Origin of the sequence: Adlercreutzia agrestimuris (assembly GCF_943193125.1) — a bacterium.
Lineage (GTDB): Bacteria > Actinomycetota > Coriobacteriia > Coriobacteriales > Eggerthellaceae > Xiamenia > Xiamenia agrestimuris.
This window is the reverse complement of the sequence record NZ_CALPCX010000004.1, coordinates 69,065-95,126: the sequence shown is the minus strand read 5'-3', so window position 1 is coordinate 95,126 and position 26,062 is coordinate 69,065. Positions and strand designations below refer to the sequence as shown.

23 protein-coding genes are annotated in these 26,062 nt (G+C 46.9%); 8 read left to right on the top strand and 15 right to left on the bottom strand.

Annotated features, from left to right (window positions below; all coding sequences use genetic code 11):
* The first annotated feature begins 28 nt into the window (after positions 1 to 28).
* Complete coding sequence (queA, locus tag NFR28_RS07270) at positions 29 to 1,132, top strand: tRNA preQ1(34) S-adenosylmethionine ribosyltransferase-isomerase QueA (protein ID WP_251179166.1); 1,104 nt, start codon at positions 29 to 31, stop codon at positions 1,130 to 1,132.
* A gap of 124 nt (positions 1,133 to 1,256) precedes the next feature.
* Here queA and NFR28_RS07265 read toward each other — a convergent pair whose 3' ends face one another.
* From NFR28_RS07265 to NFR28_RS07250, 4 genes are all read right to left on the bottom strand, one after another.
* Complete coding sequence (locus tag NFR28_RS07265; protein ID WP_251179165.1) at positions 1,257 to 5,822, bottom strand: DUF7601 domain-containing protein; 4,566 nt, start codon at positions 5,820 to 5,822, stop codon at positions 1,257 to 1,259.
* A 353-nt stretch (positions 5,823 to 6,175) separates the two neighbouring features.
* Complete coding sequence (locus tag NFR28_RS07260; protein WP_251179164.1) at positions 6,176 to 7,408, bottom strand: ABC transporter permease; 1,233 nt, start codon at positions 7,406 to 7,408, stop codon at positions 6,176 to 6,178.
* Positions 7,395 to 8,600: an ABC transporter permease gene (locus tag NFR28_RS07255; protein ID WP_251179163.1), complete on the bottom strand. Its 1,206-nt coding sequence runs from the start codon at positions 8,598 to 8,600 to the stop codon at positions 7,395 to 7,397. The genes NFR28_RS07260 and NFR28_RS07255 overlap by 14 nt, the downstream gene beginning before the upstream one ends.
* A 20-nt stretch (positions 8,601 to 8,620) precedes the next feature.
* Positions 8,621 to 9,556, bottom strand: a complete 936-nt coding sequence (locus NFR28_RS07250) for an ABC transporter ATP-binding protein (RefSeq protein WP_251179162.1) — start codon at positions 9,554 to 9,556, stop codon at positions 8,621 to 8,623.
* 126 nt (positions 9,557 to 9,682) lie between these two features.
* On the opposite strand from NFR28_RS07250, the gene NFR28_RS08885 reads away from it, so the two are divergent.
* A complete protein-coding gene (locus NFR28_RS08885; protein WP_275556978.1) occupies positions 9,683 to 10,378 on the top strand; it encodes a helix-turn-helix transcriptional regulator in 696 nt (231 codons plus the stop codon).
* Here NFR28_RS08885 and NFR28_RS07240 read toward each other — a convergent pair.
* Positions 10,375 to 11,124: an MBL fold metallo-hydrolase gene (locus NFR28_RS07240; protein WP_251179161.1), complete on the bottom strand. Its 750-nt coding sequence runs from the start codon at positions 11,122 to 11,124 to the stop codon at positions 10,375 to 10,377. The two genes, NFR28_RS08885 and NFR28_RS07240, sit on opposite strands and share 4 nt — an antisense overlap.
* 189 nt (positions 11,125 to 11,313) lie before the next feature.
* Here NFR28_RS07240 and NFR28_RS07235 point away from each other — a divergent pair, with 189 nt between their 5' ends.
* Both NFR28_RS07235 and NFR28_RS07230 read left to right on the top strand, forming a co-directional pair.
* Positions 11,314 to 12,624 (top strand): NCS2 family permease, encoded by a 1,311-nt coding sequence (locus NFR28_RS07235; RefSeq protein ID WP_251179160.1) that lies wholly within the window; start codon positions 11,314 to 11,316, stop codon positions 12,622 to 12,624.
* Positions 12,625 to 12,657: 33 nt separating this feature from the next.
* Complete coding sequence (locus NFR28_RS07230; protein WP_251179159.1) at positions 12,658 to 13,743, top strand: asparaginase; 1,086 nt, start codon at positions 12,658 to 12,660, stop codon at positions 13,741 to 13,743.
* 10 nt (positions 13,744 to 13,753) lie between these two features.
* Here NFR28_RS07230 and msrA read toward each other — a convergent pair whose 3' ends face one another.
* Together msrA and NFR28_RS07220 are read right to left on the bottom strand one after the other, a co-directional pair.
* Positions 13,754 to 14,728, bottom strand: coding sequence for a peptide-methionine (S)-S-oxide reductase MsrA (gene msrA, locus NFR28_RS07225; RefSeq protein ID WP_251179158.1), 975 nt, complete (start codon positions 14,726 to 14,728; stop codon positions 13,754 to 13,756).
* 5 nt (positions 14,729 to 14,733) lie between these two features.
* Positions 14,734 to 15,039, bottom strand: coding sequence for a ferritin family protein (locus NFR28_RS07220; RefSeq protein WP_251179157.1), 306 nt, complete (start codon positions 15,037 to 15,039; stop codon positions 14,734 to 14,736).
* 237 nt (positions 15,040 to 15,276) lie between these two features.
* Between NFR28_RS07220 and NFR28_RS07215 the strand changes: the two genes are divergently transcribed.
* A complete protein-coding gene (locus NFR28_RS07215) occupies positions 15,277 to 15,960 on the top strand; it encodes an HAD family hydrolase (protein WP_251179156.1) in 684 nt (227 codons plus the stop codon).
* Between the two features lie 126 nt (positions 15,961 to 16,086).
* Positions 16,087 to 16,464, top strand: a complete 378-nt coding sequence (locus NFR28_RS07210; RefSeq protein WP_251179155.1) for a hypothetical protein — start codon at positions 16,087 to 16,089, stop codon at positions 16,462 to 16,464.
* Positions 16,465 to 16,573: 109 nt separating this feature from the next.
* Here the strand turns inward: NFR28_RS07210 and NFR28_RS07205 are convergent, their stop codons facing one another.
* A complete protein-coding gene (locus NFR28_RS07205) occupies positions 16,574 to 17,557 on the bottom strand; it encodes a helix-turn-helix transcriptional regulator (RefSeq protein WP_251179154.1) in 984 nt (327 codons plus the stop codon).
* A gap of 169 nt (positions 17,558 to 17,726) precedes the next feature.
* Complete coding sequence (locus tag NFR28_RS07200; protein WP_251179153.1) at positions 17,727 to 19,163, bottom strand: Na+/H+ antiporter NhaC family protein; 1,437 nt, start codon at positions 19,161 to 19,163, stop codon at positions 17,727 to 17,729.
* An 83-nt stretch (positions 19,164 to 19,246) separates the two neighbouring features.
* Between NFR28_RS07200 and NFR28_RS07195 the strand changes: the two genes are divergently transcribed.
* Positions 19,247 to 19,564, top strand: a complete 318-nt coding sequence (locus tag NFR28_RS07195; RefSeq protein WP_251179152.1) for an SWEET family sugar transporter — start codon at positions 19,247 to 19,249, stop codon at positions 19,562 to 19,564.
* Here NFR28_RS07195 and NFR28_RS07190 read toward each other — a convergent pair.
* Complete coding sequence (locus tag NFR28_RS07190) at positions 19,554 to 20,810, bottom strand: response regulator transcription factor (protein ID WP_251179151.1); 1,257 nt, start codon at positions 20,808 to 20,810, stop codon at positions 19,554 to 19,556. The genes NFR28_RS07195 and NFR28_RS07190 overlap by 11 nt on opposite strands.
* Positions 20,811 to 20,885: 75 nt before the next feature.
* Between NFR28_RS07190 and NFR28_RS07185 the strand changes: the two genes are divergently transcribed.
* Complete coding sequence (locus NFR28_RS07185) at positions 20,886 to 21,653, top strand: FAD-binding protein (RefSeq protein ID WP_251179150.1); 768 nt, start codon at positions 20,886 to 20,888, stop codon at positions 21,651 to 21,653.
* Between the two features lie 91 nt (positions 21,654 to 21,744).
* Here NFR28_RS07185 and NFR28_RS07180 read toward each other — a convergent pair whose 3' ends face one another.
* From NFR28_RS07180 to NFR28_RS07160, 5 genes are all read right to left on the bottom strand, one after another.
* Complete coding sequence (locus tag NFR28_RS07180) at positions 21,745 to 22,467, bottom strand: ABC-2 transporter permease (protein ID WP_251179149.1); 723 nt, start codon at positions 22,465 to 22,467, stop codon at positions 21,745 to 21,747.
* Positions 22,464 to 23,345, bottom strand: a complete 882-nt coding sequence (locus NFR28_RS07175) for an ABC transporter ATP-binding protein (protein WP_251179148.1) — start codon at positions 23,343 to 23,345, stop codon at positions 22,464 to 22,466. The genes NFR28_RS07180 and NFR28_RS07175 overlap by 4 nt, the downstream gene beginning before the upstream one ends.
* Before the next feature lie 9 nt (positions 23,346 to 23,354).
* Positions 23,355 to 23,729: a GntR family transcriptional regulator gene (locus tag NFR28_RS07170; protein WP_251179147.1), complete on the bottom strand. Its 375-nt coding sequence runs from the start codon at positions 23,727 to 23,729 to the stop codon at positions 23,355 to 23,357.
* A 143-nt stretch (positions 23,730 to 23,872) separates the two neighbouring features.
* Positions 23,873 to 25,282 (bottom strand): MFS transporter, encoded by a 1,410-nt coding sequence (locus NFR28_RS07165; protein WP_251179146.1) that lies wholly within the window; start codon positions 25,280 to 25,282, stop codon positions 23,873 to 23,875.
* A 78-nt stretch (positions 25,283 to 25,360) separates the two neighbouring features.
* Positions 25,361 to 26,005, bottom strand: coding sequence for a putative ABC transporter permease (locus NFR28_RS07160; protein WP_251179145.1), 645 nt, complete (start codon positions 26,003 to 26,005; stop codon positions 25,361 to 25,363).
* Between the last annotated feature and the right edge of the window lie 57 nt (positions 26,006 to 26,062).

Genomic DNA, 26,062 nt, shown 5'->3' with positions numbered 1-26,062 from the left:
GAATATCGACGACAAGGATTTACCTGACATGAAGACCGATGATTTTGATTACGAGCTTCCCTCGGAACTGATTGCACAAGCGCCTGCCCAAGTGCGCGATGCATGCAATCTTTTGGTAATGAATCGCGAAACAGGTCAGGTGGAGGACTGTATTTTTTCCGATATCGTTAACTACCTTCGCCCAGGAGACCTTCTCGTTGCAAATGAAACGCGCGTCTTGCCTGCAAGGCTGTTAGGAAGTAAGCGCAATACCGGTGGGGCAGCCGAGGTTTTTTTGCTGCGAGAGACCGGAGGACCTGAACCGCGCACCAATCGTCTTGCCTATTGGGAGGTGCTTGTTCGCCCTGGTAAACGACTTAAACCCGGAACAGGCGCAGTGGTGGATTTTACTAATGACGCCGGAGAAGTTGTGTTAAGTGCCGAAATTATTGATTGGGCGCAAGGTGCACAAAAAGGCGAACGCGTTGCTAAACTTACCACCGATCTACCTTCACTTGACGAAGCTCTCCATGCTGTCGGACACACACCTCTTCCGCCTTACATTCGCAATTACACCGGTGACGAGGAGCTTTATCAAACGGTGTATTCGCGCCGCGAAAGTTCTGCAGCCGCCCCAACGGCGGGACTTCATTTCACGCCGGAACTTATCAATCGTTTGCGTGAGATGGGTGTTGGCTGGAAAACGGTTGAGCTAGAAGTTGGTCTAGACACATTTCGCGTGGTAGACGAAGAAGATCCCACTAAGCACACCATTCACACCGAGTATTACACTGTTTCGCAAGACACCATTGATGCCATCAATGAGACACATGCACGCGGCGGTCGCGTTGTTGCAGTGGGCACAACGAGCGTTCGCAGTCTCGAGAGCGCCTGGGATCCGGAAGCCAACGGTGGCGAAGGCGGCCTCACTCCACGCGATAGAGAAGCAACTTCGCTCTACATTCTGCCTGGCTATGAATTCAAAACTGTAGATGCGCTCATCACTAACTTCCACGTCCCACGCTCAACGCTCATGATGCTCGTGAGTGCCTTCAGCTCACGCGAACACATCCTTGCCGCCTACAATCACGCCATCGAAAAGCGCTATAGACTTCTGAGTTTTGGCGACGCTATGTTTATTTGCTCGGAATAGACGTCGCCCCCTACACATAAGTAAGCAAAAGCCCGGCCTCTTAGGCTTCCACTTGCTGGAAACCCAAGAGAGCCGGGCTTGCATCGCTTCTGCATGCGTGAGCGCAAAGCGCAGGGTGTGCAACCTACGCACTCATGCGGCGCCGCGCAACAAGAGCCACACCTAAGGCCGCTATTCCCAAACCGCCAACTAACGCGTAGTCAACATCACCTGTGTCAGCCAAGTCAGTTCCGCTACCAGAATCAGTTTCAGAGTGCGGCAACGGCGTCAGAGTTGATGTCGAAGGATTATCACCGGGTGTTGACGGATCATCAGGATTGTTGCCAGGTTCATCACCTGGTGTTTGACCAGGGGTTGGATCGGGGGCGTCAGGTGTCTTAATGAGCACTTCATTCGAGTCATCAGGATCCCCTTCATTGCCGTGATCGTCCGTAGATGTCACCGTACCCATGTTAACCCAGGTTGTTGGCTCATCAACTTCAGGCACTACCACATCAAAGGTAACCGACACCGAGCTCTGCGCCTCTAAATCGCCCACATTCCAAACCAACTGTCCATCGGCAAACACTCCATCATGACTTGCCGACCCCTCAACATAGGTCAATCCTTCAGGAATCATGTCGCGAACCACCACATCAAACGCCGGACCCTCGCTGTCATTGTTGACCGTCAAGCGATACGTCACCACATCTGCTGGCTTAACATTGAGCACATCAGAGGTAAACTCACCGCCATTGAGTGATTGCTCTTTTATGATGCTTAGTTCAGCCTCAGGAGGACGAACGCCACGAATGTTCCTAAATGCCATTACATGCGTGCCACCAGCAACAACATTGCCTTCAAACGTGCCATCAGCAGGTCGCGTATAGTAGCCATCCGAATTGGCCTCTTGCTCTATCACCTTATAGGTAGTGCCCTCTGGCACGCCCAAAATACGCAACTCTTCAGCATGTGAAAGCATTAAGATGTCGCCGCTTTTCACATAGCCCGTGCGATCGCGTCCGTAGTAGTAGTAATCATCAGTCAGCTCGTTACCCTTCGGATCATACAGGCGAACCTCAAAATGATAGTTACGAAGATAATCTTCTGCAGGTACATCTTGACCAGACACCATCTTTGAAAGTACCAGCGTACCAATACCCGGCAACGTTGGATCTTGGTCTGTTACCACAACCGTATTAACCAATGAGAACAAACCTGTAATATCCTGCCCCGTCAAATCGTCCTGCTCAGCAGTTGAATAGTACGGGTCATCGGGATCATTGTGATAGTCGTAGTCTTGTTCTACGCGCGCACGAATATAGCCGGTATCAGAAACAAAGAACGGTTGATAATTCTTGCCACCATCAGAATCATGCAGACCATAGTCAATAGTCGCATTGACACCATAATGAAGATCCATAGAACGCAAGAGCTTCACTTCATCGCCCGTGAGCGGAAGCTCGGTATCTTTCCAGCCGTCAATAGCAAATGAATCTGAATCTTGGTGCTGTGCAATTGCAGTAATGTCACGAAGGGTAACATTAACATCACCTTCAGAAGCGTATTTCACCATGGTTTGTGCCAGCTTACCAACACCTGCCATAACCTTTACGCCATCATCTTCAGATCCTGCATCGGCATAGATTGAATACACGCCAGCTTTCACTTCAATAATAGCTGGATTAATCTCACAACCAGCCGGAGCGCTTACTTCGCGCAACCAATAGCTGCGAGCAACACCGTCAAGGCGTGTGTCCGGCCAGATCATATCTCCATAACCCGCAACCGCACCCTCATCGTGTGATGCATGCGCCTGACGGGGCTCAAATACCAGCATGCCCGACTGGCCTGCAACATCGGCCGTCTCGCCCTGAGAAACAGCACGAGAAACATCATTTGCCTGCGCATCTTCGTAGGACTCATAGAGCGCAAACACCGCACCATTTCTTGGTGTACCGCTTTGGTCAACCTTCACAACACGCAATTGACGCTGCTCATTTGGAATGTAAATGCGCGAACGGAAGTCACGAATGAATGCTTTAATATCCAGCGGACAATAGCCTCGCTGCTCTACTGGATCAGGCTCTGGGTTAATGGCGTTCACAATTTTGTCGTAGTGCTCGCCGCGCTCCCCTCCGTCAGCTTCAATCGCTGCAGCCACCTTAGCACCAAGCGCTGCATATCGTTCTTCGCTTGTCATATTATGCAATTCTTCAGGCGTAATCTCCAACGCATCTGCCAATTGAGCAGGCTTGATAATTGCATAGAAGTTGCGCATATCACCATCAGGATTTTGCAGCAAATAACGATCTGCACGACCTGGGAGGTTTTCCAGATAGCCCGTTAAGCGGTTTTCGTCATCATTCCAATCCAAATACCAGCCCGTGGCATGACCTCCTGTTTTCTTTGAATTATGAACAACGCCTGCTTGCAAAAGCGCACCATTGAGTGTCACAACACGCGCCGCACGCTTTATCTCTTCATATTCGCTATCACGCGCTTGCTCGTAATGTACCGCCTTAAAACCAGAAAGATTATCTCCATAAAGCGGTAGCCACTGCGAAGACCCGTTTAAAGTCTCGCGAATCATTGGAACAACAACAACCAATCCGTCCTCTTGCACATCTACCGGAACAGGATCGGTACCCGGAATCTTATCAACAAGACCGCCATCTTTTCCGATCTGGCCATAGAACACCGAACCAACATTGCCAGTAATACTGCTAACAAAGCTTGCGTAAGCACCAGTCTGATAGCGATTATTTACGACAAGCATGGTGTATTGCGGTTCAAAGCGCAAAAGTAAGTCTTGCGGAGTTGACTTATAACCAGCCGGAGCTTTTGTCTCACGAAGAATGTAGAGCAGCCCTTCCCCTGTTTCAGCGTTATAGCGATCCGAGAAGTTGAAAGGGTCGACAACTTCTTGGGCTCGGGTAGTCAGGTCTTCAAAGCGCGCAACACCTGATGCGTCAGTCACAAGATGCGTTAAAGCTCCACCAACAATTTCAACATCATCAAGCGTAAAGCTGGACGTGTTAGATATCGTTGGAATTGTGCCATCCTTCGGGCGAACCGCATAGAGGTCAAACTCAGCACCCTCAAGCGGGTCTCCATATTGGTCAACCTTGTAAATCTGCTGATAAAGAGCGGGCTGCAAGTTGAAGTTCACCGCAATAGATGAGTCGTAATTGCCGCGCTCTAGGTAAAACATCTTTAACGTATGGCTTGTATTAGATGCAAAAGTGTTTCCTTTCCAGCGCTCAGTATCAAGGGCGTTGGCTGCGTCAAACTGGTCATAGAGATTAGTTTTTATAACTGCGGCTGCCTCGGGATCGCCAGGAATACCATTAGTATCGAAAGCAGGACCCAAAAACACATCGCCCGTTGCAAAGTTGATCGTGCCAAAAATTTCGGAGTGAATGCCACCCATATCCAGCACGAGCACATCATCAACAAACACCCAAACATCATCGTCTCCGGCAAATTCAAAGACCATGTCGTTAGTGCCTACCTTGCCATCAACAGGCTGCCTAAAGGTTGTTTCAAGCGTCATACCGAGATGATGGTTAACGGCTTCTTCATTACCCTGGCTATTTGCATTCATGTTGTTTACTAAATTACCTGAGCCATCAACCTTAAAAGCCTTTGCTGCAGAGTTGAAGGGGAAGAAATTACCCGGCTTACCGCTGTCGGTGCGGTTACCAGCAGGCTGATCATATAAAACGAAATGCCCATCACTTTCAATTTGTCCCTCGTCGTTTTCCACCGGATCATTAACAAATTCAGCGAAGTTATTACGCATGTCGTATGAGTAATAACCCTCATCATTCATCTGGAAAAGACCTGTAACATTTTTATATGAGACCTTACCGCCTACCTCTTGATCGGGGTCGAAAAGATATTGCAATGAACGAATGTCTTCTGAGAGGTCATAGCCCGACCAGTCCACACCGTAAGCAGTGGGATTGTTAACAAACGTCTGTTTTGTGAGCGCTGCTGCTGCAGCGTTTCCTTGAGGAAAGACACTAAAATCCAAATCTTTACCTGTTGTAGCTACTGACAACGCATTTGCTTGCACAACAGGATCAATGTTAAATCCATACACAGGATTGAAATTAGCATTTCCTTTAGAAGAACCAAGGCTCGTAGTAAAAAGCGGTCCGGCATTGCCATAAATCATTTCACCAGTGCCGCGCCATGCAGTGTTATATTCTTTAGGATTTGCGCTCATGCCCGTTTCAGGATCATTGCTAACGACAGGGTAGCCTGAAGCCGAAAGTCCAGATTCTACGATGCCCATCATGCCGGGGTTTTCTTTGGCAATTTGGCCATAGCTAGCAACAAGACCTTGATTCCAATATCCCAAATGCCGCATACCATCACCAAAGGTCAGCAAGCGACCTCGGTTAATATTGTTTTCACCTGTCAACCATGTCTCATAATTATCGTAAGGCGGTTTAGCTCCAGTGCCACCTACAACATCAACAACCAAACTATCAAGCTTGCTTGTTTTTCCTGTTGAATAATCGAACAGATTAATAACGGTGTTATCTGGATCAATCCCTGGCACAATATGCGCCTGCAATTGATCTTGCGTCAGTTCCGCATGTGCTTGCTCAGGAATAGTCGGAACGAGCAACAGTACTAACCCCAATGCTAGGACGAAAGCACAAACTCGTTGGCTCACCTGTTTTGACACACTGCCCATAGTTATACCCCTCTCTTTTCGCAAAGATAGCAAAAGATACTGTGTCAACAGCCAATAAGTTGTCGTCTTAGAAAGGTGCGCTTCTCTCTCGAAAGCGCACATTCTCTCTCAATATTTTACTCTTATAGATTTAATTTATAGCATTATTTATAAAGTAGATTAAAACAGTGTGAGAAAAAAGTTGTATATGGTGGCAAAAAACCCGCATTTCTAACAAATTATTCGATAATTCACTCGGCATAGAGCTCTCATTGCATGCCTCAGAGGGGTCAATATGTACGCTTTAGCAAAGAAGCTACACGAATTATCAAAGGGGTGTTTACACAAACATTCGAGCAAACACCCCTCAAAACCTAGCGAACTACTACTGTTGCAGCGGCATTGCCTCCTGCTTGCATGGTCTGGGTACGCAATCGCCCAATCAAAAGCGACACGCCAAAAAGCGCCAGCGTAAACAGAAGCATCACCGCCCAATCCTGAGCAACAGCAAACAACTCCTGAGAACTTGGGTTCGCACCGAAATGTGCCGCCTGCGAACAAGCGTCGTTATACCAATAGCACGGTAACCACTGGGCAAAAGCTCTAATTTCGGGCGCCAATAATTCCAACGAAATCCATGCGCCGCCCAAAAACGAAAGTACCAAACCCACAATGTTGCCAACAGCATTACACATGATATCAGCGGCTCCCATTTGCCCAAGCAAATAACCAACAGCCAAAGGAATGAGGCAAAACACTAATACTGACAGCGCGCACCACACAAGAGCTATTGCACCCATTTGCTCTATTGCAGCAGGGAAAGCAACAACTGCAAGCATAAATGTCCATGCCCATGCAATGAGTACAAACATCAAACAAGAAAGCGCCAACTGAGCGTTATAAGAAAGATACGACAGAGGCGAAACAAGATTTCTTCTGCGCACATCTACACGGGAAAATGTTGAGCATAACATTCCAACACAAACGACAATTCCTGCAAAAAGCGAATACGTTGACCACTGTAAGTAAAATGTCAGTTGGTCAATTGCACTGACTTTTGAAGTGCTTTCAATAAACGAAACCGACACTCGGTCAGACAGTATTTCCTGAGCATCTGTCGTAAGCTTATCCAAGCTGGCATCAGGATACGCCAGCATTAAAGACTGCATGATGCCGAGGTAGTTTTCTACTTGTTCGTTAACAAACCGCCCTTCCAATGAATTGAAACTAAACGCCATATCCATCATGGGCAATGCCGCTTGTTCTTGCACTGCCTTTTCAAAACTTGCCTGATAGCCATGAGGAATTATGAGAAGATAATCAATCTCCCCCTTTGCAACTGCATCTTGAAATGCCCGAATATCGTCTGCAACCTCTACACGCTCGCCCGATAGATTAAGCGCATCAATAATGCCATGAGATAGTTGGCTTTGATCTCTGTCCACGACCGCATAGTCTGCGCGCGCTAACTCAAATTCAGACGACTGACTCCCAAAGTCAAAACTCCACGCCATGAAAAGCCCCATAAAGCTCAGTCCCACAATGTAGACAAGCGGAAAAATCTTATTGCGAAAAATGACATTGAGCGCACATTTAAAGACTTGCATAGCGCTGCCTCCTTAAGGACTGAACCGAAAGCGCAAAAAAGACAAGTGTCATTGCCATTAAGATCACAAGATGACCTATGAGTGGCTCGTATGAGTCGTAGTAGGTAATGCTATAAAACGACTGCGAAATTTGTGCTGCAGGATTAATCAACTCAAGCACAGGAGCGGTTTTTGCAACAGCGTCAGCAAGCTCCATAGTAGGCTGGCCATACAACCCCGCAAAGAGCGATGCAAAACAAACAATTCCTGTTAAAAGACCACTTTTACCATCTTCGGGTATTTTTGGAATGGATGAAATTGCACAGCCAAGCGCCGTTGCCAAAAGAGACGAAAGCGCAAGCACAATTAAAGCTGCAAGATCTCTGCCACCAAAATCTATCTGCGCGACAAATCGCAAGTACATAAACGTCACACACAAACAGGCAAAACAAAGCATCCAGCATGCAAAAATTGTCCCAGCAACCGTCTTAGCGTGCGTCATTGCCCCAATCGCTCGCCTCGCTCCAAGACTTGAAATATTGGGCTTAAGAAGCTGAATTGCCACTATGCCTACAGAGCCACCAAACAAAGACGCCATACCCAATAGTGCAAAGTAGAAGCGTATAGTTTCTTGAGGATGATGCACAGTGAGCTGCACCTGTTGGGTGACTTTTGCCTGCTCACTCAAACTCTGAATAAAGACCGGATCTGCCAATGCTGAAGGATTCTCATCTATCAGTTGGCCAACAAGCGCCCTACGTTCACGGTAAGAATCCATAATGAGCGACAGAATTGAAGGAGCTACAGAGCCCATACCATCAGCGCTTTGTTTGCCAATTACATACACCTCTGGCAAACCTTCTTTGAGCACCACATACCCTGCAAAGGGTTGATCGTCTTGCAAATGATCATTCACTAAAGCCCTTGCTTCGTCTTCTGTGTCAACATAGGTGATGTCAAGCAACGGAGTTTCTTCAGATGAACCTTCACTTCCTCCTACTGCATCCAAAAATGCCTCAAAAGACGCTCCTTCATCGGTTTGCTCAGGCGTTACTACCACCACGCGTACCGATTGTTCACCAGCCATCTTCTCAATAGAGGAAAACATCGCCACGAAAACCGTTGATAGAATAAGCGGAAACACCAACGTCCAAATTAAAATACCGGGTGTTCTTATCAAATTCATGAGCGTATAGCGAACTGTTATAAGCATCAATACCACCGCCCGTTTGTCTAATCGCGCAATTCGCGACCGGTAATTTCCAAAAAAACATCCTGCAGTGTTGGCGGTTCTGCCCAAATACGACCAGGTCGAATTTTTGCTTTCGCCAGTTCCGCTAAGACATCGGCAACATTATGCTCGGCGTTTTCGCACGTCACCTCTAAACGGCCCTTATGCACCCGCGCAGCCATCACGTGATCAAGCGCCTGAATGCGCATAAGCGCTGCCTGCGAAACCTCTGCTTCAATAGTAATTTTTTCGCCTGCGTGAACGAGCTCTTTGAGTTCTTCATTACTGCCACATGCCAGCGTTTGACCCTTGTCCATAATCATAATGCGCGTGCATATTTGCTCTACTTCTTCCATATAATGGCTCGTATACACCACTGTTGTCCCTTGAGCATTCATGCGCATAATCCCTTCTAGAATGGATGCGCGTGACTGCGGATCAACCGCTACCGTGGGTTCGTCAAAAAACACCAGTTGTGGCTTATGCGCAATGCCACAAGCAATATTAAGACGGCGAAGCAAGCCGCCCGAAAGTTTCTTGGGCCGGCTGCGCTCATAGTCTTCAAGCCCCACAAACTCAAGCGCTTCATCCACCAGACGCTTTCGTTCATGCTTGTCAGTCACATACAATCCGCAAAAATAATCAATGTTTTCGCGAACCGTGAGCGACTCAAATACCGCCACGTTTTGCGGTACAACGCCTATGCGGCGTTTAAGGTCATAGCTTGTTTGTGTCATTGGCTGACCGAATAGCTTGATTTCACCTTTGTCGTAACTAAGAAGCTGCAAAATACAATTGATAGCGGTCGTTTTACCGCTTCCATTTGGACCCAAAAGCCCAAATATCTCACCCTGCGCAATCTCAAGCGAAAAGTGATCAAGAGCAACAACATCGTCGTAGCGCTTTACCAGGTTTTTAACCCAAACCACATCTTCCATCTCAAACTCCTTTGATGTCTTTGATTGCGTCATTGTGTCAAATATGCACATATCTGCCCATATGACATTTGTCATGGATTTACGTATTATGTTTCTGACCAGGCGCGCAGTAGGTATAATGCAAGCATGCATACACTCATTGACGAAATAATAATTCTGGCTTTATGCGTGGCACTTCTGGCGGGCACCTTACCCTCATCACTGGGTGTGGTAGCACTGCTGAGCGCCATTATTTTTATCTGCATCTGTTGGCTTGCGCCTCATAAGGTACAAGTTTTCACCCTTATCATTTCCTGCCTGTGCCCTCTTGTCTTTTCGCAGTTTGCCCCTCTTTTAGCTCTCATCGCTTATGTGTCGCTCCATGAACACTCATGGACTCTCCGTCTTTTGTGGGTAGCATCACTCATTACTGCAACTATTATGGGGTTTACATCACTGCAAGCACTTATTCCAACGTGGCTTCTTTGTGGCGTATCAACCCTTCTAGCAATTCGCGACATACGAAGCAATTCAGAACTTGCGGGTCTCAAGTTTGCCTATGACGATATTCGTGAACGCTATCTCTCCCAACAGAACAACGCTCATACCCCCAGCAAACCACAGCTTGATTGCTTTTCAGATCTCACCAAACGCGAATTAGCCGTTGTGCGATTGGTTGCTCAAGGTAAAGACAATCATGAAATTGCAGCAGAACTCTTTTTATCGGAAGGAACTATTCGCAACCACATTAGTTCCATTTTGGCAAAACAAAACCTCACAAATCGCACGCAGCTTGCTGTTGCCTACTACCAAGGACTCAGCGAACAATCTGACAATTTTTAACCTACGCTGACCGCTCGATCCTGATAGGCAACACATACCTGCGTCGTGTATCCCGCCTCATTTATCTTGCGCTGAAGCATTTGAGCGGGCAGCCGATAGGTATTGTTGTTTTGCGAAACATGCATGGCAACAACCTGTTCTAAGCCAACGTGAAGCAGCGCTGCAAGCTCATCGGCAGCCTGCTCGTTAGACAGGTGGCCGCGATCTGATTGCACGCGCCGCTTAAGGTCGTAAGGATAGTCGCCTTCGTTGAGCATGCAAATATCATGGTTGGATTCAAGCGCCAAGATACGAACACCCAAAAGTGCATTATGCGCTTCGGGCAAAACAATACCCGTGTCGGTGATGTATCCCAAAGCGTCTTGACCATACATAAAGCGAAAGCCAAAAGAGGCTGCAGCGTCATGCGATGTGCTGAAAGGATGCACATAAACATTTGACAATTGGTAGATCCGATTGGGCGCAAGCTCTACATAGTCACACAGCTTCTGCGAGACAACCTCATCAACCTTTGATGAAGCGCGCACAATAGATGGATGGGTGAGCAAAAGCGGACGAATTCCTTGTTTGGCAAGACCCCGCATAACCACACCCAAGCCTTTAGTGTGGTCTGAATGCTCATGGGTGACAAAAAACGCCCGGATGCGCTGCGTATCAAAGCCCACCTCTTCGCAACGCGCAAAAAAGTCCCGCTTACAAATACCGCAGTCAATAACGAAACCTTCACCGGTGTCTGCACACTCCACTATTGAAGCATTTCCCTTTGAGCCACTTGCGAGAACATGCAGTTTAAGATGGATATGAGAATTAGCTTTATGAGTCATAGGTAAACAGTATAGTGGCAAACGCGGAAAAGTTGGCTTTCATTTGATGAGTTTCTCATGCATAACCTGCTATTATGTGATTCGTTATGTCGGCATAACGAAGGGGTAAAAATGGAGGAATTCTTCAAGATCAAACAACGCGGATCCTCGTATAGAACCGAGGTTATCGGCGGTTTGACAACGTTTTTGGCTATGGCTTATATCGTTGCAGTCAATCCAGCTATTTTAAGTGATGCGGGAGTACCGTTTGAAGCAGCATTGACCGCAACTTGCATTAGTGCCGCTCTTGCTACCATAGCTATGGGCATCTTTGCTAACCGACCTATTGCATTGGCATCAGGCATGGGCATCAACGCAGTTGTGGCCTATGGCATGTGCGGTGCGCTGGGCATTGACTGGCGCGTTGCTATGGCGGTCATTCTCCTTGAGGGTATAGTTATCTTGGCGCTTGTGTTAGGCGGTCTCCGTCAAGCAGTTATGGATGCTATTCCACTTGATCTGCGCCAAGCCATTGGCATCGGCATTGGCCTTTTAATTACCTTCATTGGTCTTAAAGGCGCAGGTCTTATCGTTTCTGATGATTCAACGCTCATTGCGCTTGGTGCGCTGACTGAGCCCTCTTCAATCGTTGCGATAGTTGCGCTCCTTTCCGCTATCATTCTTACACTTATGAGCGTACCTGGAGCCCTCCTCATATCAATTATCGTGGCTGTCATTATTGGCATTCCGCTCGGTGTCACTCCCCTGCCTCAGTCATGGAGTCTTGGCTTGGACTTTTCCGCTTTCGCCGCTCCCTTCCAAATGGTTGATGGCACTCCTGCAATCGTGCACGTCTTTTTAGAGCCAGCACTTCTGCTCTTTGTATTCAGCTTGCTGATGAGTGACTTTTTTGACACCTTGGGCACCGCTGTTGCCATTGCAAAAGAAGGTGACTTTATTGACGAAAAAGGCGACGTTGAGGATATCAAAGCTATTTTGACCGTTGACTCTGGAGGCGCAATTCTTGGCGGCTTCTTTGGCGCAAGTTCGGTTACCTGCTTTTTGGAGTCAGCATCAGGCGTAGCAGCAGGCGCACGAACAGGTTTTTCCAACCTCATTGTTGGTCTTATGTTTATCATCTGCGCCTTTTTGGCACCACTTTTCGGCATGGTGTCAAGCGCAGCAACCTGCGGCGCTTTAGTGGTTGTTGGCTTCTTGATTATGTCGGAAGTTGGTTCTATTGCTTGGGATAATGCTGAAGTTTCTTTCCCTGCATTTTTGATTATCGTTGGCATTCCCTTCACCTATTCCATTACCAATGGTATCGGCTTGGGCTTTATTGCCTACGTTTTGCTGATGCTTGCTCGAGGAAAGGCGCGCGAAGTTAAACCGCTTATGTGGGTGGCAGCTGCAGCCTTCCTTGTTATGTTCTTGTTTGCATAATTGTTTGCGCAAACCAAACGAAAAGGAGTTTATATGTCCACCGCTTCCAAAACCCAAACCCAAGCACCTCGCATTATGGTTATCTATACCGGGGGCACAATTGGCATGATCGAGGACGCCAAAAGTGGTGCACTTGTTCCTTTTTCGTTTGACCATCTTATTGAAAATGTCCCCAAAATTGGACGTCTTGGATATGAACTCTCTCACTACGAGTTCAACCCGCCCGTTGACTCATCAAATATGGATCCTCAACTTTGGAAAACCATTGCCGAAGTAATTGCAAACAACTATGACGCGGTTGATGGCTATGTTGTCTTGCACGGAACCGACACCATGGCATATACCGCATCCGCGCTCTCGTTTATGCTTGAGGGGCTGGCTAAACCAGTTATTTTGACTGGCAGCCAGCTCCCCATTGGCGAGATTCGCGAAGATGGTACTGAAAATGTCATAACGGCGCTCCAGATTGCGGCAGCAAGAATTACCGAAGGCTCAAACGCAGGTCAGCCCATGGTGCAAGAAGTGGCCATTTCATTTGGCAGGCATCTGTGGCGCGGATGTCGCTCCACTAAAGAAAGCTCAACTGATTTTGGCGCTTTTCGTTCGTTTAACTACCCTGCTCTTGCAGATATGGACTTACATATTGTGTATCATGAGGACTTTTTGCGCCGCGTCGTGCAATCGCACCCATTGACGCTACAGACAGATATGGCGCAAACAGTGGGCATTATTTCGGTATATCCAGGACTTACCCAAGAAAGTCTTGAATACCAGCTTGCAATGCCTGAGATGCAAGGATTTGTGCTTCGCACCTTTGGTGCTGGCAATGCGCCCAGCAAGCCATGGTTTACCAATGCTATAGCACAAGCCGTTAAAAACGGAAAAGTGATTGTCAACGTTACTCAATGTCCCGCTGGCGGCGTAGAGCAAAAGCGTTATGCAACCGGAGACGCACTTGCTGATGCTGGCGTCATATCAGGACTTGACATGACATGCGAAGCTGCCCTTACCAAAATGATGGCGCTTTTTGGTCGAGGGCTTTCCTCTGAAAAAGTGGGCAAGCTTATGACGCAATCACTTGTTGGTGAAATTGGCGACAAAACTATGCTGGTTTGCTAGCGCTGCTTACCTACGAAAACTGGTTAAGCAAATAACCATATCCAAGCTTTTCCATATCGGCCACAGGAATAAATTGTAAGGCGGCGCCATTGATGCAATAGCGCTGACCACCTCGTTCTTGGGGACCATCATTAAAGACATGCCCAAGGTGGCTTTGACCAGTGGAACTGCGCACTTCTACTCGAGGCATTCCCATAATTGAAGTATCAAGCACTTCATCAACAACCAACGGGGCAATAGGTCGGGCAAAAGAAGGCCAACCACATCCGGCGTCAAATTTATCGTGCGAAGAAAAGAGTGGTTCGCCACTTGCTACATCAACATAGATGCCTTCATCAAAGAGTTCGTCGTAGGGATGACTAAAAGGTCGCTCCGTAGCACTGCATTGGGTAACAGCAAAGGCATCTTCGCTCAAAGAGCGTTCCAAATCTTCCCGAGAAGGTTTGGTGTAATCATGGGAAAGTATTTCAAAGTCTGTTGCATGCTCTGACACAAATGCTTGAGCGCCGCCAAGATCTACATGGCAGTAGCCGCCGGGATTTTTCTGCAGATAGTCCTGATGATACTCTTCTGCACGATAGAAGTTTTCAAGCGGCAAGACTTCAATACGCACGCGATGCTGCAGCGTGCGCTCAAGCGAAAGAATTGCAGAAGCTATTATGGGTTCGTCGGCGGGGTTGACCCAGTAAATTCCCGTGCGATATTGCGTACCACAATCGTTGCCTTGACGATTAAGCGAAAATGGATCGATCGTCGTAAAATAGGCTTCCAATAGCAATCGCAAGGAGATGCGCGATGGGTCATAATACACACAAACTGCTTCGGCAGCGTGCGTTTGACCTGTGCAAACTTGCTCATAGGTCGGATCAGGGATACGAGAATTCGCAAACCCTACCACAGTGTCTAAGACGCCTGGCAATTGCCGCAAAAATGCTTCAGTACCCCAAAAACATCCACCTGCCACATAAATAACTTCTGCGTCCATGATGCTTACTTCTTCTTTTTATCTAACATGTTGCGGACTTCTTCGCGGCCTTCGTCATGCAGCGCCTTCTCATCGGGCGCCAAGCGCTCAAGAAGCTCCAACAATTCACCCATATGCTCACGCTCTTCATCGCGAATGTCAGACAACACCTTGATAGCGTCTTCGTTGTCAGTTGCTTGTACATGAGCGTCGTATTCGTGAATTGCTTCAAGCTCGCCTACGATATCTTGACGAATTGCATTCACCAATTCTTCGTCAGTCAACTTGCGTGGAACTTCCATTACGAACGGGTTTGAGAGAATTGCCATCATATACTCCTTTCTAAAGAGATGCACTGCGCGATCTTTGCAGGCATAAACTGTGTTCCATGGTAGTCTCTGCACGCCGTTTGGGCGGCTTTTCGCGCATTTTATGACGAATTCGTTTGCGTCACGTTATGATCATGTTGGTAGCTATCATTTAGGTAACAAGTAACCAACTACGCTCAGGCAAAGGGTTTCCACCTTGCACCCCGTGCCGTGAGCACCTCGCGTTTTGAAGGAGATAAGATGAGCCAAACCGTCCCTACAGAGAAACTTAAAACCGACTCGCTTGCTGGGCTGCTGTTTGACCTTGATGGAACATTACTTGATACGTATGACATTATTTTGCACTCTATGCGTCACACGGTAAATGACACGTATGGGCTCAGTCTGACCGACGAAGAGCTTATGCGTGGAGTTGGCACCCCGCTTTATGATCAGATGCTAACGTTTACTCATGGTGATAGCGATAAAGCAGCAGAACTCACTCAAATATATCGTGAGCACAACAAAGAAGTGCACGATCGACAAATTAAGGCGTTCCCGCACACCATAGAAGCACTCAAGCGTTTTGCAGCACGAGGACTAAAAATGGGTATTGTTACATCGAAGCGTCATGCCCTTGCTCAGCGCGGACTTGATTTAACCGAGCTGTCCCCCTACTTCACCGTTCTTATTGGTTCAGATGATACCGACCTCCATAAGCCCAACCCGGCTCCTGTCATAGTAGGTTGCGAACAACTTGAGATCTCCCCTGATCAGATTCTTTATATTGGCGATAGCCCTTACGATATGCAAGCCGGCAACGGTGCAGGGTGTCAAACGGTAGCTGCAACATGGGGAATGTTTAGCGAAGACACCCTGCGTGCCCAAAACCCCACAATCATGTGCAAGCAACTCACTGATCTTGCAAGCTTGCTTGAACAGTAGTTTTTCTGTATAGCCCAAAAATTTTTCAAAATGAGCTGAGGTGTCCCATATCTTGGTCAGGTATGCTCTTTCATTCTTCTAAGATGACTCCAACATCAAAACCATCCGAGAGATTGCTAGGAGCGCATGGTACAGACTTATGAAACAGTATTTACTTCACCCTTAGACCATATCTTTGCGAACACCTCACTCACCCCACTGTCACAAGACGCTTCGGGTGCACTATTGAGCACTGAGGTTGTAGAGGTTCTTCGCTTATGGGATGCAGACCTCAACGAGTGGGTAGCAGATTCACCAACCTTAGTTCGCCTCTTATCTCAAGACCTTCTCATCCCACCGCTTACAACGCATATGACACGCATGTATGCTGGCACTATTGATACTTCTGCATCCTTCTTTTTATCCTTTTCTTCAGGTGATCAGCACCTGGTTCTTTGGAGATCAGATACGTGCTTTTCTGCATTCTACGGAGATGCATTTGTTGAGATTGTATCGCTGCTATAAGGTCACATGCACCATGAAATACTGAACGAAATTGGAAAAGAAGAGGTCTATTCAGACGTGGTGTCATGGATAGACCTCATACTGACTACCCCAAAAGAGATAATTGGCACTATGCCTGATCTAGCAGATCTTGAAGATACAGACGATATTCTTGTCTGAGGCTTTCTGGTCCTTCTATGCGAACCACATTTGCCATACCAGCAAGCCACCCAAAAAACTGTCGAGATTTACGAACCTTCACCAGCGCTTTTGCGGTGTTATCGTCAACCTTAATAATCTGAGCACCGCTTCCAAACCTATCAAGAATAATCTCAAGATTATCCCCGTCAACCAAAAGTGTTGCGGTTACCGGCTCTCCGTTAAAACGTCCAAAAACCTCATATTCGTCACCATCATAAGTATGATGAGTAATAACTTCATTGCGCGTAGCCTTTTCGTTAGTCACGCGCAAATGATCCATACGATCAATGCGAAACTCAATAAGCTTCTCATGATTGTCGTTCCATGCGGTTAAATAATAAAAGCCATCCGAATAAGTAATACCTACAGGTGTGACAACATGAGGTTCGCCATTGTGGGTTACAACACGTGTACCATCTACATCATATTTGTAATACAAAAAAGATATTTTCTTATGCATGCGAAGTGCCTCATGCAGCACATCAATATGACCGAATACACTCTCATTTTTTGACGAAATACGCCCAGGAACATGAATGCGACGATCAAGCTGCGCACGCTGATGGTCACTTGCGAAGGTTTTCAAGTTTGATACAAGCGCATTAGTTTGGCGGCGTGTAAGCGATTTGCAGGATTCAACCGCATCCACCAATAGCATCAGCTCTGAAAGAGTAAAATCTCGTCGTTCAATGGCATATTCAACAGGATTGCGCTGATAGGTTTTAATATCAACGCCAAATTCACGCAAGATTTGAATATCGCGATAGACGCTTTTTCGCTCAGCAGAAATATCATAATCGGCTAGTCGTTCTATGAGCTGACGCATGGACAAACCGTGCTCTGCATCGGTTTCATCTTCCAAAATACGACGTACGAAGAGCGTTTTGAGTTTTGCTTTGCTATTGTAAGCCATGCCTATCTCCCCAAATACAATACGCGCCAGAGCGTAAAACGCTCCCCCACAACAATTCACATCAAAGCGTTCTTTTGCTGACCAGAATGTGGCCGCACAAGCAATCCCTAGTGTAGCGCATTTTGTTGCGAACTATACCCTTAACGCAGGCCGCCTGTCCCATAAAAGGCTACTTTGAACACCACTTCATACGTCTGCCAGCAAATACGCCAATTGCTGCCACAACAAGAGGATACAAATAGCAAAATAATGCGAAAGGAGCGTACGAGAGACAGTCAACACCAAGAACAGTCACCATGTATACCGCACACGTGTTCCAGGGAATCAAAACCGACGTTATCCCTGCGCTTGAATTGACAATATTTGCCCATACCTCGTCTGGCGTACCATGCTGCTTGAACTTTTCGCCATACATTTGAGAAGAAAGCGTAATTGCGGGATATTGATCAGGCAATAAGGTATTAAAGAGCGCTCCAGAAATAACAGTTGCACCCACCAACTGAGCAAATGACTTCAAGTGTGCCGTAAGTCGTTCAATCACTTCATCAATAAGATGTAAATGTTGCGCCATGCCGCTAAACGCCATAACCAAGATCACGATTGAAACGGTATCCATCATGGCAGCCAATCCACCATTTGAAAGCAAGGCGTCCAGTTCCGCAAGATTTGTTTGAGATTGTGCGCCAATATGGGCCGCAGAAAACACCTCACTAATACTGCACCCTTGAAAAAGCACCGCTTCAATCATTCCAAACACAATAGCTATGAGAAACGCTGGGATTGCAGGCATGCGCATAAACATGCACAAAAGCATAACAGCCAGCGGAACAAGCGTGAGAGGTCCTAAAGCATAATGGGTACTAAGTGCCTCAAGCATGGCCTGAGTACCACTCAACCCGTCTGCACCTTGAGCCAAGCCAGACGCAATGCTTTCGTCCACAAACGTAAGACCCCAGACAAGATAAAGCAGTGTTGACACCACGCAGACAATAAGGACAACAGGCAAGAATCTTACACAGAGCGCAAAAATATCTGCTTTAGAAACTGCCGCCATCAAATTTGGGCCATCCACCAAAGGAGAAACTATCTCACTCACATAAGCGGCTCCCACAATAGTGCCCGCCGTTATAGGAAGCGATATACCGAGCGCAGGTGCCAGACCAATAAAAGCAAGCCCAATGGTACCAGCGGCACCCCATGATCCCAAAACCACGCCGACAAGTGTTGTAACCACAAACACGACAGGCAAAAACGCTTCTGGAGTCACAATGCAAAGGCCATAATAGATCATGGTTGGAACAGTACCCGACACGATCCACACCCCCACCAGCATACCGATGCAAAGCAGGATAAGGATTGCTTCTAGGGCATCACCGATACCCCGAGTCATCGCATCAAGGATCTGATTCCACGAAAACCCTGTTTTATATGCCACAACCCCCGCTAACGCGCACCCAAACACCAAGGGTAATTGGGTAGCACTCTTGCATCCAACAACGCAGATCAACATAAGCGCAGCTAGACCGCACAGCACAACAAGCCCCGATAAAAAAGAGGCGCGTGGATAAGCATACGGTTGTAAATTGGTGATTTTTTCTTGCTTCATAATTCACAAGATTCTACCGTGTATTGATGCTCTTCGTCTACATAACTAAACTACTTATCGCTACACGTATGAAAGAAGGATATATGAGCGCATCCCCTGCGAAAGCACCTCAAACACCTCAAGACAATCAAGCACACACAAATCTTGACGTAGTATCCATTATTGGTCGTATTGCCTCGGCGCTTTCGGTCATCATGTACGTAAGCTACGTTACCCAAATAGCCAACAACCTTGCTGGCCATCCCGGCACGCCCTGGCAGCCTTTATGCGCGTTTTTCAATTGCACCATGTGGACGCTTTATGGTGCCCTAAAACCTAAGAAAGACTGGCCGATTATCGTAGCGAACATTCCTGGGATCATTCTTGGACTGATAACCTTTATCACTTCGTTTATTCACTAAACCACGTTTCAACCATATCTATCATCTCGTTGCGAGTGTGAACTCCCATTTTCTGATAAATATGACTGACATGAGTCTTGACGGTGTTGTACGACAAATGCGCATCACTTGCTATGGCTGGCAATGTTTTGCCGCGCAGTAAATACTCAAATATCTCAAGTTCGCGTGGAGAAAAACCATATCGGGAAGCAAAAGCACTCAGCAATGCCGCATTCGCTGCCTCTGCGCGAGCACCTTGCAATAAGGCACTTTGCTCGTCCTTAAAACCTTGTATAAACTCCACTCGCTCTCCGTGCTCAGACATAACAACGCGCGAACGAGTTCTTCGCTGGGCGACATTTGCAATAACGTTAGGGAACAAAAGAACACCCACCAAAAGGAGCAAATACACCACCGCAAGACTAACATTGCGAAGATCTAAATTAACGCCACTTGCCGTAAGCACCATAAAGAAAAATCCACCGAGCAACCCAATATCAATGGCTATCGTCCCACGCACAAAGACCATCAAATGCTTAGATGATATATCTTCTTTCAGAGCGAATTCGGTATAGATGTAAACCAAAAACAACTGGTAGCCCGTATGCATAATAACGCCGCCCCAGCCACCAAAACCATCTCCAACAACCGAAACAATCAACAAGCCGCCTGCAATGAATGGAACGATAAGCTGCGAGAAAAGCTGAGCAAGTTGTGTCGTTTGTAGACGATAATCCAAAAACAGGGCAATACTTACAAACATAAACACGCTTGCATGAAGCGTTCGCCACTGATCAATGGTATGCACCATTACATCTTGCGTTGAAACATGCTGATACATACCTGCAGCAAGCGCCATGATAAAGCAACACAGATACAAGCTTATCTGATTCCAAAAACGCCTTGTTGATGGCGAAGAAGTCTCCTGAGGCTCTTCTTCGTCTTCTAAAGAGGTCTTGCAGGTTATTTTTGAACACAGAAGCAGCGCAAAGGGCAAAAGCACACAAACAAGCGAGCCCAACTGAAAGGGCAAGCAGAGAATAAGAACCGTAGCAATAAGGCCAACAATGACCGAGCCAGACACAATGATACGTTTTGATTCCGGCTGCTTAAGCGCCATCAGCGCGCACGCCCAGTAAATAAGAGCCCCGCCGCAACCAATGCCTGAAATAATCGCACCGAACAAACTTGCATCAAAAGCAGCAGTCCCAAAGCTTTGCACAAGAATCAAAAGAGTTCCTAGTGAAATAAGCGTTGCTGACCCCACACACCACACGCGTTTACGGATAAGCGTCTGCAAATATCGCAAAAACAAGGATGCAATAAAAAGCGTGGCACCCCCATGCACAACGGCGACGGTTTGGTTATGGCACTTAAAGCTGGCGCTTCTAACTTCGTTAAGAACTCCACGTTCAACTGCACTAATATCTGCGGTCAGGGCGATAATTTCTTATGGAAGGCAGACAGCTTTACTGCAGGTATCACAGGCGCTGGCATGTTTGGCACAGGCGGCTTTCCTATTTGGGTTAACCAAGACGCAGTTCGCTTCATTAATGAAAACTTTGCCATTGATAACTTTGAAATGCAGTCAGTGCCCGCTATGACGCAACGCACTATCTATGCGGTGTTTGATCGTACCATCTTAGAAACCGTGCTGGCCGCTGACCCGGATAAGCTTGCTCAGGTTGACGAAATCACCGAGGACGATCTGGCAGTTGGCGACACATTGGAAGAGATTGCCGAGTATTTCAAACTTGACGTGGACACCTTCGTTAAGACGGTAGAAGATTACAACAAAATGTGCGAAGACGGCATTGACACCGAGTTTGCAAAGCCTGCCGCTTCCATGATGCCCATTAACCAAGCTCCGTTCTATGCAGCAAAACTCAATCAATGGTATCTCATGAGTGTTGGTGGCATTGAGTGCGATATCAACGCACGCGTTGTTGATAACACCAAACAACCAATTGAAGGCCTTTATGCGGTGGGCACCGATGGATGCATGCTCTATCGCAACATCTACACGATTAACGTTGGCGGTACATGCAACTGCAACAACATTAACTCTGGTCGCACGGCTGCAAACCACGCCCACGAAACCCTCCTCTAAGGTTTTTCAAACCCTCCTAAATCTTCCCTCCTTATAAAAAATTGGAGAGCCTCACTTGAGGCTCTCCAATTCATTTTTCACGCTTTTTTTCTTAGAACTGACGTGTTTTGTAAAGGCGAACCGCCACAAGCGCACTTATGACATACACCACACAAGCAACTAACAAGGCACCCCCCGCAAGTCCTACTAATGAGCCAAGCAAAGCTTCGTTACTTGCAGCAGATCCTGCTAAGCTTGTCAAAAGACTTTCTAGCGCCATTCCGCCACTATTAACACTGCTGAACCCTTGCAGTCCAAGTACATACAACAAAACCATAGCAACCATAATAAAGCGCGTTGCCTTCGTCATACCAAAACGCATAATAAAAGGAAGCGCAACTGCAACAGTCAAAAGAGCAAGACAAGTTGCAACCATGACCGCAATTGCCATTTCGGGCAACATGAGCGATAAAGGCTCAAGAGTGAATCCTTCCACGCCCAAGGTGCTTAATGTCATTTGCAACACAAACCCTATAATGGCTGCAACAACCGCTGAACCTATCATAATAAGTACCACACTTGCATAACGACCAAGCACAACCTGCGTACGCGAAAGTGGCAAGGTTAGACGGAAACGTTGCCAATCGGAGGTATCGTCATAAGCGCAGAGATTCATAACCGCGCCCAAGTCAATAATTGCTACAACCATAGCGGTACTTGCTACAGTATCACCAAAAGGAATAGCTAAAATACTTGCAATGATCAGCGCGATAACCAAAAGCTGCAACAAGATTGAACGAACCGTTTTGTAATCTGAATAAATCATCGTTTTCATTGGGTGCCACCTTTCAACACCAATGTCATATAACTCTCGATTGTAGAACCCTCTACAGCTATGCCAGGAAAGCTTCGCGCAAATTCAAATCTATCTGGAACCAGCACAACCGTCTCATAGTCTTGCTTAAGAACATAAGGCGACGATACGCCTTGCGTTTTAAGCCAAGCAAGCACAGAGGCAACTTCACCGCTTCGCACGTGAGCAATCCCTGCCTTATCACCAATGTCTTCTTGCGCAAGATTAAAAATAACCTTGCCATCATCAATACAAATGACCTGATCAGCAATCTTGTCAAGGTCGCTCGTGATATGTGATGACATAAGGACGCCATGGTTAGGATCATCCATGTAATCACGAAGGATTTCCAAAAGATCCTCGCGCGCTATCGGATCAAGACCCGCGGTCGGTTCGTCAAGTATGAGCAACCGAGGATGGTGCGCAAGCGCAAATGCCAGAGAAAGTTTCATGCCCATGCCACGCGAAAGAGCTCCAACCGTCTTCTTAGGGGCAAGATCAAACCGATCACAAAGCTCAGCAAAATACAGCTCATCCCAGCTTTTGTATGCCATAGCTCCTAAACTGCCTATATCTTTGACGCGCATGCTGTTAGGAAACGAACAGCTGTCAAATACCACGCCAATATTTTCTTTGACCGAGGCTCCCATTGCGCTATCAACAGATTGGCCGAGCACAGAAGCGCTTCCGCCCTCTTTGTCAATCAAGCCAAGAATTAACTTTAGGGTAGTTGTCTTGCCTGCACCATTTGAGCCAATCAGCCCAACTACCATACCAGGTTCAACTGAAAACGAAATATCCTCTAAGGCAAAATCCGCATACGTTTTGCGAAGCTGATCCACTTCAATGAGGTTTTCCATCTCAAACTCCTACTCATTCTCAAGCAAAACCTGAAGCATTGAAACAAGTTCTTCGCTCTCAAGACCTAAAGCAGAACCCTGCTCAATAGCGGCTTGCAAATGACCCTCAATACTGCGAAGTTTGTCTTCTCGCAATAGATCCTTATTGCCACCCGCCACAAAGGTACCTTTGCCCTGCACCGTTTCCAAAAAACCTTCCGCTTCTAAATCAGCATAGGCGCGCTTAGTAGTAATAACGCTTACGCGTAAATCATTTGCCAAGGCACGAATAGATGGAAGCGGTTGACCTTCTGAGAGGTCCCCTGAGAGAATAGCGTCTTTAATCTGACTGCCTATTTGCTCATAAATGGGCTTATTGCTTGAGTTTTGAATAATAATATCCACTCGATAATCCATCTCTGCCACCGAGGTGGCATAAGCGCTCGTTACGAAAGGCGTCCCCTTCGTAACGAAGCTAAGTGTATATACGCTTTATATACACTATATATACAGTTATACACACTGTCAAGAAAAGAATTATCGATTTATTATTCTGCGTCGCTCACCTTATAGGTACGCATACGTCGTGCATAGCGCCACGCGCAGATAAGCCCCAATACGACGATAACAAGGGCGGCCATCATAGCACCGGCGAATCCATAAGATGCTGCTGCTTGATCTGGTGCCCCTCCCTCCAAAAAGGAGTTTTGCAACGCACTCATCACGCCGATATAGGCTGCTGGACCCACACAAGAGGCCAACTGTACCGAACTTGTCATAAGTGCTACGCCATCTGCATTAAGATGATTGGGCAAACGTTTTAATCCAGCCGACTGCGCAGGAGATAAAACCATGCCAGTTCCCAAATAGCCAATAAAAATACCAATGGTGACAACAATCATCTGAAGCCCAACTGCTCCAATGATCATAACAACAACGCCGACAGCCGCCAAAAGCAAACCGAGAGGCAGAAGCGGCCATTCGCCCCGCTTATCCAAAACTCGTCCACCAACCAAAGCGGCAGTTGCGTTCGTGAGCACTGGTATCACCATAAGCAAACCCGCAGTAGCAGGAGTAAGACCTGCGCCTTCTTCGAAATACAAAGGCGCCATAACACTGAAGGAAAAATACGTCATCATTGTGACAATAACGAGCACGACCGCAGGCCAATACGTTGCATTTCGCATTGGCTCCATACTCACCAAAGGATACTCAAGCGTAAGTTGGCGGCGAACGAACAAAAACATCACCAACACAGCTACAGCAAGCGCACCAATTCCTACCCCTACATTTGAGGACACTTGCGCAAGACCAAAGGTCAAAAGCGTTATACCTGCTGCGGCAAATGCCACTGATAACACGTCAAAATGCGCATCTCCTGCTGCCCGGTCATCACGCACAATGAACAACCCTACAACCAGTAAAAGCGCCGTAACTCCAAGCGGCACCAAAAAGACGCTTCGCCATCCAAACGCACTCACCAGAAAACCGGTGACAATAGGCGCGGTTGCAGGACCGAGGGTAATCATGCTGCCACCAAGCGAAACATATGTGCCCATTTTCTGAAAAGGAACTTTATCCACTATCACATTCATCATGAGCGGAATAAACATTCCTGTGCCGATTGCCTGAATGAGTCGACCCGCCAAAATGGCAAAAAAATTGCCTGCTATAAACCCAAGCGCAGAACCAACAATGCTTAAAGCGGCTGCACCAAGAAAGAGTGCATGGAGCGTGAAACGCCGATAACAAAAACTCATACAAATAATGACTACCGTAGCAGCAATCATATAACCGGTTACCAACCACTGCACGGTGACAGCATCAACCGAGAATTCATTCATAATGGCAACAAGGGCCATATTCACAAGGTTTTCGTTGAATCCAGCAATAAACCCGCAACCATATAAAACTGTTAAAAGTGCGAGTGGGATTTTTGGCGTTGCGGCTTGTTCCATAATTCCTTAGACATTCATTACTTGATCAGTTCTCTTATATTCTATCAGCCCATCTGCGCTTCAAAGCAAAAGGAATTTCTACCATGACCAAAGCACAAGTTGGGTATACGAAACAATGCAGCAGAGTGCAAAGGCAATCAGAATGAGCACAAAGACTATATTGGCTGTTTTTGGCTTGAGAAGCGCAAACCCTTCGCACACCAAAGGATAAAACACCCAAAGGTAAACCACTGCAGCAAGGCCTATAAAAATATCGTTTACCAGCCACGCCTGCCCAAAGATGTTTAAGGGTAGCGCAGAGTTATCCCAGTAAGGATATTCACCCATTGCATCTGGCTGATTAATAAGCCAGCCTGCCACCAACTCAATAACCATGCTCAGCAATACTAAAACAACAAATGATTCCAGCAACGCTCCCCAGAGCGTTTTCCTTTTCATAATAATGATTTCTTTGAGCGGCTCTACCGCAAGAGTTACAACCACAGCACCTACGCCATAAACCCAGTATGGGTGATACCACGGATCACTCCATACGTTATAGTTGGCGTCTACAATGCCAAATGCAGAACCCATAAACAGACAATAAGGAATTTCAAGCCAGTGCCCTACGAGACTAAACAAGCAAAAGCAAATAATAAGCGCACGCCAAAAATCCCACGTTCGAGGAGCGAAATATCCCACTTCGTCATCTTTGGTTAATGTATGCAATGGATGCTTGGTCATTGCGCTTCACACTTTCGTTTCTTTGCTATAGTGATGACGAACATATAAAACTTTACG